The sequence below is a fragment of the Streptomyces sp. NPDC093221 genome, assembly GCF_044753885.1.
GTDB lineage: Bacteria > Actinomycetota > Actinomycetes > Streptomycetales > Streptomycetaceae > Actinacidiphila.
The window spans coordinates 60,112-68,595 of the sequence record NZ_JBIVOA010000013.1 but is presented as its reverse complement, the minus strand read 5'-3'; the positions used below and the strand labels follow the sequence as shown (position 1 = coordinate 68,595).

Annotated in this window: 5 protein-coding genes; 2 read left to right on the top strand and 3 right to left on the bottom strand. The window is 70.1% G+C overall.

Annotated features, from left to right (window positions below):
- Positions 1 to 167: 167 nt before the first annotated feature.
- A complete protein-coding gene (locus ACIQCJ_RS33760) occupies positions 168 to 3,065 on the bottom strand; it encodes a vitamin B12-dependent ribonucleotide reductase (protein ID WP_355338233.1) in 2,898 nt (965 codons plus the stop codon).
- 120 nt (positions 3,066 to 3,185) lie between these two features.
- Complete coding sequence (nrdR, locus tag ACIQCJ_RS33755; RefSeq protein WP_391052211.1) at positions 3,186 to 3,698, bottom strand: transcriptional regulator NrdR; 513 nt, start codon at positions 3,696 to 3,698, stop codon at positions 3,186 to 3,188.
- A gap of 505 nt (positions 3,699 to 4,203) precedes the next feature.
- On the opposite strand from nrdR, the gene lexA reads away from it, so the two are divergent.
- Entirely contained in the window at positions 4,204 to 4,977 is a 774-nt protein-coding gene (gene lexA, locus ACIQCJ_RS33750) for a transcriptional repressor LexA (protein ID WP_355338227.1), read from the top strand.
- Between the two features lie 240 nt (positions 4,978 to 5,217).
- On the opposite strand, the gene ACIQCJ_RS33745 is transcribed toward lexA, so the two are convergent.
- The gene (locus ACIQCJ_RS33745) at positions 5,218 to 7,200 is read right to left on the bottom strand and encodes an ATP-dependent DNA helicase (protein WP_355338224.1); all 1,983 of its coding nucleotides are present in this window, start codon (positions 7,198 to 7,200) and stop codon (positions 5,218 to 5,220) included.
- Between the two features lie 103 nt (positions 7,201 to 7,303).
- Between ACIQCJ_RS33745 and ACIQCJ_RS33740 the strand changes: the two genes are divergently transcribed.
- Positions 7,304 to 8,473: an FHA domain-containing protein gene (locus ACIQCJ_RS33740; RefSeq protein WP_355338221.1), complete on the top strand. Its 1,170-nt coding sequence runs from the start codon at positions 7,304 to 7,306 to the stop codon at positions 8,471 to 8,473.
- The last annotated feature ends 11 nt before the right edge of the window (positions 8,474 to 8,484 follow it).

The following is an 8,484-nucleotide window of genomic DNA, read 5'->3' as shown; positions in this document are numbered from 1 at the left end:
ACCCCCCCCCCCGCCCCTTGGTGGGGGGGTCCCGGCGGCCCCGGGCCCGGGGGGGGGGGCGCCCGGGGGGGGGGGCCCGGGGGGGCCGGCGGGGGGGGGGGGCCCCGGGGCCCCCCGGCCCCCACCGCCCTGACCAGTCAGTTCAACAAACGGGCCGCGCCCGGATGTCAGCTACAACCGCTCGTCGATCCGCAGCCCTCGCACAGGTAGCAGCTCCCCGCGCGACGCATCTTGGTGCCGCAGGAGAAGCACAGCGGCGCGTCGGCGTTGAGGCCGAGCTGGATCTCCAGCAGTTCCGTGGAGTTGTGCGCTTCCTTGGGCGCCGGTACCGCCGCCGCACCCGCTTCGGGCTTGGCCACGGCCAGCGGCTTACGGGGTTCTGCCTCGCGGACCTCGCGCGGCGCGGACTGCGCCAGGCCTTCGACGTCGACCTCTTCCTCGGCGGCCTCGTAGGAGCCGGTGTCCAGGTGGCGCTGCCGCTCGGGCGCGGAGTGGATGCCCAGCGCGGAGCGGGTCTCGAAGGGCAGGAAGTCCAGCGCCAGGCGGCGGAAAATGTAGTCGACGATCGACTGCGCCATCCGTACGTCCGGGTCGTCGGTGAGACCGGCGGGCTCGAAGCGCATGTTGGTGAACTTCGAGACGTAGGTCTCCAGCGGGACGCCGTACTGCATGCCCACCGAGACGGCGATGGAGAAGGCGTCCATCATGCCCGCGAGGGTGGAGCCCTGCTTGGACATCTTGAGGAAGACCTCGCCGAGGCCGTCGTCCGGGTAGGAGTTCGCCGTCATGTAGCCCTCGGCGCCGCCGACCGTGAAGGACGTGGTGATGCCGGGACGGCCCTTGGGCAGGCGCTTGCGGACCGGACGGTACTCGACGACCTTCTCGACTGCGGCGGGCGCCTCGGCGGCGGCCTCGGCCGGCTTCTCGTCCTTCTTCTTGGCCGAGAGGGGCTGGCCGACCTTGCAGTTGTCGCGGTAGATCGCGAGCGCCTTCAGGCCGAGCTTCCAGCCCTCGAAGTAGACCTCCTCGACCTCTTCGACGGTCGCCGTCTCCGGCAGGTTGACCGTCTTGGAGATCGCTCCCGACAGGAACGGCTGGGCGGCCGCCATCATCCGTACGTGACCCATGGCGGAGATCGCGCGCTCACCCATGGCGCAGTCGAAGACCGAGTAGTGCTCGGGCTTCAGACCCGGGGCGTCGATCACATTGCCCTGCTCGGCGATGTGGGCGACGATCGCCTCGACCTGCTCGGCCTGGTATCCGAGCCGCTTGAGGGCCGCGGGCACCGTGTTGTTGACGATCTGCATCGAGCCGCCGCCGACGAGCTTCTTGAACTTGACCAAGGCCAGGTCCGGCTCGACGCCCGTGGTGTCGCAGTCCATCATCAGGCCGATGGTGCCGGTCGGCGCGAGCACCGACGCCTGCGCGTTACGGAAACCGTTCTTCTCGCCCAGCCGGACGACGTCCTGCCATGCCTCGGTGGCCGCGGCCCAGACGGGGGTGTCCAGGTCGTCCACGCGGGTGGCGGCGCCATTGGCGTCGGAGTGCTGCTTCATGACGCGCTTGTGGGCGTCCGCGTTGCGGGCGTAGCCCTCGTACGCGCCGACGACCGAGGCCAGTTCGGCGGAGCGCTTGTAGGAAGTGCCGGTCATCAGCGAGGTGATGGCACCGGCGAGGCCGCGACCGCCGTCGGAGTCGTACGCGTGGCCGGTCGCCATCAGCAGCGCGCCGAGGTTGGCGTAGCCGATGCCGAGCTGGCGGAAGGCTCGGGTGGTCTCGCCGATCTTCTGGGTCGGGAAGTCGGCGAAGCAGATGGAGATGTCCATCGCGGTGATGACCAGCTCGACGACCTTGGCGAAGCTCTCGGCGTCGAAGGACTGGTTGCCCTTGCCGTCGTCGCGCAGGAACTTCATGAGGTTGAGCGAGGCGAGGTTGCAGCTCGAGTTGTCGAGGTGCATGTACTCGCTGCACGGGTTCGAGGCGGTGATCCGGCCCGTCTCCGGCGAGGTGTGCCAGCGGTTGATCGTGTCGTCGTACTGGATGCCCGGGTCGGCGCAGGCCCACGCGGCCTCGGCGAGCTTGCGGAAGAGCGCCTTGGCGTCGACCTCCTCGATGACCTCACCGGTCATCCGGGCGCGCAGCCCGAACTTCGAGCCGGACTCGTACGCCTTCATGAACTCGTCGTTCACACGGACGGAGTTGTTGGCGTTCTGGTACTGCACCGACGTGATGTCGTCGCCGCCCAGGTCCATGTCGAAGCCCGCGTCGCGCAGGGCGCGGATCTTCTCTTCTTCCTTGACCTTGGTCTCGATGAACGCCTCGACGTCGGGGTGATCGACGTCCAGGACGACCATCTTGGCGGCGCGGCGCGTGGCGCCGCCCGACTTGATGGTGCCCGCGGAGGCGTCCGCGCCGCGCATGAAGGAGACCGGTCCCGAGGCGTTGCCGCCGGAGGAGAGGAGTTCCTTGGAGGAGCGGATCCGGGAGAGGTTCAGGCCGGCGCCGGAACCGCCCTTGAAGATCATGCCCTCTTCCTTGTACCAGTCGAGAATCGACTCCATGGAGTCGTCGACGGACAGGATGAAGCAGGCGGAGACCTGCTGGGGCTGAGCGGTGCCGACGTTGAACCACACCGGGGAGTTGAAGCTGAACACCTGGTGCAGCAGCGCGTAGGTCAGCTCGTGCTCGAAGATCTCGGCGTCCGCGGGGGAGGCGAAGTATCCGTGGTCCTCGCCCGCCTTGCGGTAGGTGAGCACCACTCGGTCGATGAGCTGCTTCAGGCTCTTCTCGCGCTTGGGGCTGCCCACCGCGCCGCGGAAGTACTTGCTGGTGACGATGTTGACCGCGTTCACCGACCAGGAGTCGGGGAACTCGACGCCACGCTGCTCGAAGTTGATCGAGCCGTCGCGCCAATTGGTCATGACGACGTCACGGTGCTCCCAGACCACTTCGTCGTACGGATGCACGCCGGGGGTGGTGTGGATGCGCTCGATGCGCAGACCCTTGCTCGCCTTGGATCCCTTGGTACGGGAACCGCGTGCCGGGCCGCTCGTCGTCTCTGTCATTCCGCCTCCCTATACGGGCGAAAACGCCCTAATGTGCGCGGATCTTCCCGCAACACGGTGATGTCTGCCGCCTCGGCGCACCTGGCGCTCCGGCAAATCTGTGGGTCCCCGCCGTTCCGCTCAGTCGGCGGCGACTGCGGGCGCGGGGACTCCGAGGTCCTCGTCGAGCCCGCCGGGAGTGGTGGGTGGCAGCTGCTCGCGCAGCTCCGTGATGGCCGTCTCGAAGTCCTCGAGCGAGTCGAACGCCCGGTAGACCGAGGCGAAGCGCAGAAACGCGACCAGGTCGAGGTCCTGAAGCGGACCGAGTATGGCCAGTCCCACGTCGTGGGTCGACAGCTCGGCGCTGCCGGTGGCCCTGACCGCCTCCTCGACGCGCTGCCCGAGCTGGGCGAGGGCGTCCTCGGTGACGGGGCGGCCCTGGCATGCCTTGCGCACGCCCGCGATCACCTTGCTGCGGCTGAAGGGCTCGGTCACTCCGCTGCGCTTGATGACCATCAGTGACGCGGTCTCGACCGTGGTGAAACGGCGACCGCAGTCCGGGCACTGCCGACGGCGGCGGATCGAGGTGCCGTCATCGGTGGTGCGGCTGTCGACGACGCGGCTGTCGGGGTGCTTGCAGAAGGGGCAGTGCATGGTTCCCGGCTCCCTTCCTCACCCGCGGTGAGCGCACGACAAAATGGCCTTCGGGGGGCCTTGCCGACCCCTCGAAGCAGTCCCAAGCATAGGCGATCCCGCGGAGTTTGCGGCCGCCGGCCCCCCGCGAAACCACTACGGGTGGTGGCTGGTGCATATACAACCACTAGATCTGGGGGCGGCGGGCAAACACCGCCGCTCCGCGTGTCGCGCTTGCGGCCGGAGGCGAGCCTAGGGGAAGTGTCGTGACGGCCCGCCGCCGGGGCACGGGTGGCAGACTGAGCCGCACGGAGCCCCCGGGACGCTCGGCAGGCCGTGGATAATCGAACTTCCATTCGACCAATACACCCGATACCTTGATCACGTCAGCGGATTTACGCAGATTCACTCGAACGTGTGTTTGGCGCAACCTTTCGAAACCCACTACCGTTGTACTAACTGCCCGCGACTGCGAAGCGGGCCGGCCGCAGTCCATGCGGTGGGAGAACATCGAAAAGGGGCCGCCGTGACCACCACCGCAGACAGCGCCACATTGACCGCCCATGACCGCTCCCAGGATCGGATCGGCCCGTTGGACGTGACAGGCGAAGACAACAGCCCGAAGCCCGCACGATCGCTCCCCGGGCGGCCCCCCGGTATTCGTGCCGACAGCTCCGGGCTCACCGAGCGGCAGCGCCGCGTCATCGAGGTCATCAGGGACTCCGTGCAGCGTCGCGGATATCCGCCGTCCATGCGCGAGATCGGCCAGGCCGTCGGCCTGTCCAGCACGTCCTCGGTGGCCCACCAGCTCATGGCCCTGGAGCGCAAGGGCTTCCTGCGCCGCGACCCGCACCGTCCCCGCGCGTACGAGGTCCGCGGCTCCGACGGCGGCCACCCGCAGCCCACCGACACGGCGGGCAAGCCCTCCGCCTCGTATGTGCCGCTCGTCGGCCGGATCGCGGCGGGCGGCCCGATCCTCGCCGAGGAGTCGGTCGAGGACGTCTTCCCGCTCCCCCGCCAACTGGTCGGCGACGGCGAGCTGTTCGTGCTCAAGGTGGTCGGCGACTCGATGATCGAGGCGGCGATCTGCGACGGCGACTGGGTGACGGTACGCCGTCAGCCCGTCGCGGAGAACGGGGACATCGTCGCCGCGATGCTGGACGGCGAAGCCACGGTGAAGCGCTTCAAGCGGGACAACGGCCATGTGTGGCTGCTTCCGCACAATGCGGCGTACCAGCCCATCCCCGGCGACGAGGCGACGATCCTCGGCAAGGTGGTGGCGGTGCTCCGCCGGGTCTGACCGACCCCAACGAACGGGCCCCGGGACCTCTGCGCCGGTTCCGGGGCCCCGCCATGCCCGCTGAGCGGCCGTCCTCCTGTCGACTGAGCCGTACGACTCCCCTGTCAGCCGCCAGCTGAAGCCCCGCTCCGGTCGGCCCTGTCCCCGCCCTTTCCCTGCCCTGTCCCCGTCCCGTCCCTGCCCTGTCCCCGTCCCGTCCCTGCCCTGTCCCCGTCCCGTCCCTGCCCTGTCCCTGCCCTGTCAGCCGACGACCGCCGCCGTCGCCGCCGCGTCGATCGCCGCCAGAGAACGCCGGACCTGATTGCGGTCGGTGGTGTACCAGAGGTCGGGCATGGAGGACCGCAGGAAGCTGCCGTAGCGGGCGTTGGCCAGCCGTGGATCGAGTACGGCGACCACGCCGCGGTCGCCCATGGCCCGGATCAGCCGTCCCGCGCCCTGTGCCATCAACAGGGCCGCGTGGGTGGCGGCCACGGCCATGAAGCCGTTGCCGCCGTGCTCCTCGACCGACTTCTGCCGGGCGCTCATGAGCGGGTCGTCGGGCCGCGGGAACGGGATCCGGTCCATCACCACCAACTGGCAGTTCACACCCGGCACATCGACGCCCTGCCACAGCGAGAGCGTCCCGAACAGACACGTCTTGGCGTCCTGCGAGAACGTACGGATCAGCTCACCGAGCGTCTCCTCGCCCTGGAGCAGCACCGGGTGGTCCAGGCGGCCCCGCATGGCCTCCGCGGCGGCCTGGGCGCCGCGCATGGACGAGAACAGCCCGAGGGTACGGCCGCCGGCCGCCTCGATCAGCTCGGCGAGTTCGTCGAGCATGTCCTCGCGGTTGCTGTCCCTGCCCGGCTGGTTGAGGTGCCTGGCGACGTAGAGGATGCCCTGCTTGCGGTAGTCGAAGGGCGAGCCGACGTCGATGCCCTTCCACTGCGGGACGTCCTCGCCCTCGGTGCCCTCGGGGGCCAGGCCGAGTGAGGCGGCCACCCCGTTGAAGTCGCCGCCCAGCTTGAGGGTGGCGGAGGTGAGCACCACCGAGCGCTCGGTGAAGAGCTTCTCGCGCAGCAGTCCGGACACGCTCAGGGGGGCGACCCGCAGCGAGGCCCCGTACCGGTCGTGCCGCTCGCACCACACCACGTCGAATTCGGAGCCGAGCACCAGCCGCTCGCTGACCCCGTGGATGTGCTCCACCGCGGCGAGCGCCTGCTTGCGGACCGCGTCCTCGTCCTGCACGGACTTGTCGCGGGTGTCGCCGATGGCGGTGATGACCTGGCGGCAGGCGTCGCGCAGCGCCGCGAGGACGTACCCCAGATCCTCGGGGATCTCCTCCAGGCGTCCCGGCAGGGCCAGCTCCATCACGCGCTCGAAGCCCTCGGCCGCGGTGAGCAGGGCGTCCGCGGCCTTCTCGTTGACCAGCCGGGACGCGCGCTTGACCGCGCGGTTGACGGCGCCCGGGGACAGCTCGCCGGTGGCGACCCCGGTGACGCGGGAGACCAGTTCGTGCGCCTCGTCGATGATCAGGACCTCGTGGCCCGGCAGCACCGGGGCGCCCTCGATGGCGTCGATCGCCAGCAGCGCGTGGTTGGTGACCACCACGTCGGCCAGTTTGGCGCGCTCACGGGCGGCCTCGGCGAAGCACTCGGCGCCGTAGGCGCACTTGGTGGCGCCCAGACACTCGCGCGAGGTGACCGACACCTGGCTCCAGGCGCGGTCGGAGACGCCGGGGGTGAGGCCGTCCCGGTCGCCGGTCTCGGTCTCGTCGGCCCAGTCGCGCAGCCGCAGCAGGTCCTGGCCGAGCTTGCTGGTCGGCGCGGCGGCCTCGAAGGGGTCGAAGAGACCGTCCTCCTCGTCCTGCGGCACGCCCTCGTGCAGGCGGTGCAGGCACAGGTAGTTGGAGCGGCCCTTGAGCATCGCGTACTGCGGCTCACGGCGCAGCAGCGGCTTCAGCGCGTCGACGGTGCGCGGCAGGTCGCGCTCGACGAGCTGGCGCTGGAGCGCGAGGGTGGCGGTGGCCACCACCACACGCTCGCCGTGGGCGAGCGCGGGCACCAGATAGCCGAGCGATTTTCCGGTGCCGGTACCGGCCTGGACGAGCAGATGGGACTGGTCGTCCACGGCGGCCTCGACGGCTTGGGCCATGGTGACCTGACCGGCCCGCTCGACACCTCCGACGGCGGTGACGGCGGCGTGCAGCAGGTCGGTGAGCGCGGGTGGGGGCGTGGCAGTCATAGGGAGGCAAGCCTAGAGGGCCGCACTGACATCGCCGTCCGCGCCGGGTGCCGCGGATCGTTCGGCGGACCGTTCAAGTCGGGCGGTGATAGCTTCTGGACACATGCCGTTCGAGCGCCGCCTGACTCTGGATGCCTCCGCCGCGGAATATGTGATCGACGTCGCGAATGTGGTGCGTGAACCGGCGCTCGGCGGGGAACGGGCGGCGGATCTGGCCCGGTTGTCGGGTCTGCTGGACGCGCTGGCGGAATTCACCCGCGATCCCGCCGTCCAGGTGTACGCGATCACCGACCGCTCCCTGCTGACCGACGGCCGTCTGACGCCCGAGGAGCGGCAGCGTCTGGACCGCTGGTATCTCGAAGGGCTGCTGGAGGTCCTGCCACGGGCGGACGACCGCATCCTGGAGCTGGCCGACGCGCTGGAGCTGCGGGTGGTCAGCGCGGACAATTTCCTGGACTTCCACCGCGCCTATCCGTGGATTCCCGGCAACCGGGACCGTTTTCTGCGGCCCTTCCTCCAGCCGGACGGCGTGATCGGCGTACGGCCGCGGATCATGCCGGTGCCTCCCGAGTGGCAGGTCTCCCGCAAGGAGGAGGAAGGGCTGCTCCTGGAGGCGGGCGTGTACCGGCGCTGGGACCGGTCGGCGCACCGGGCGGTCCTCAGCCGTGACTGGCGTTGTCCCGAGGCCGACTGCCCGCTGTTCGGCGCCGCCGACCGGCCGAGCACCGCGCTCCCCCGCCGCCGGAAATCCCAGGTTCTCTGCCCGACGCACGGGCTGCCCCTGGCGGACGCGGGTCCCCGTCCGTCCCGCGCGCAGGTGAAGGTGGTCATGGACGGGACGGTGCGGGGCCGCTTCATGGTGACGGCGGGCGAGCCGCTCGCGGTCGGCCGGGCGCCCGCCGACGGCGGTGTCGTCCTCGGCGCCTGGATCGACGACACCGAGGTCGAGTCGGTGAGCCGTACCCATGTGATGGTCAGTTACGACGGCACAGGGCTGAGCGTGGTGGACGAGCGCAGTGCGAACGGCACCTGGGTGCGGCGCCGCCGCCCGACTGGTGACGAGTTGGTGCCGCTGCCGCACGGCGCGCTGTGGCATCTGCGCCAGGGGGATTCCGTCGTCCTGCACGAACGGCTGGAACTGCTGCCCAGCGGCCGTCAGTTCGTCTTCGAGGAGGACCCGGCGGAAGGTACCGTCGGACCGCGGGTGAGCGCGGACGCGGCGGGTCCCACCATGATGGCCGTACCGTGGCCGCCGGGGCAGGAGCCCGGGTGAACCGGGCCGCG

Excerpts from the sequence above, each read along its gene's own strand:
- ACIQCJ_RS33760 (WP_355338233.1), bottom strand. The coding sequence starts at position 3,065 with ATGACAGAGACGACGAGCGGCCCGGCACGCGGTTCCCGTACCAAGGGA.
- nrdR (WP_391052211.1), bottom strand. The coding sequence starts at position 3,698 with ATGCACTGCCCCTTCTGCAAGCACCCCGACAGCCGCGTCGTCGACAGC.
- ACIQCJ_RS33745 (WP_355338224.1), bottom strand. The coding sequence starts at position 7,200 with ATGACTGCCACGCCCCCACCCGCGCTCACCGACCTGCTGCACGCCGCC.
- ACIQCJ_RS33740 (WP_355338221.1), top strand. The coding sequence starts at position 7,304 with ATGCCGTTCGAGCGCCGCCTGACTCTGGATGCCTCCGCCGCGGAATAT.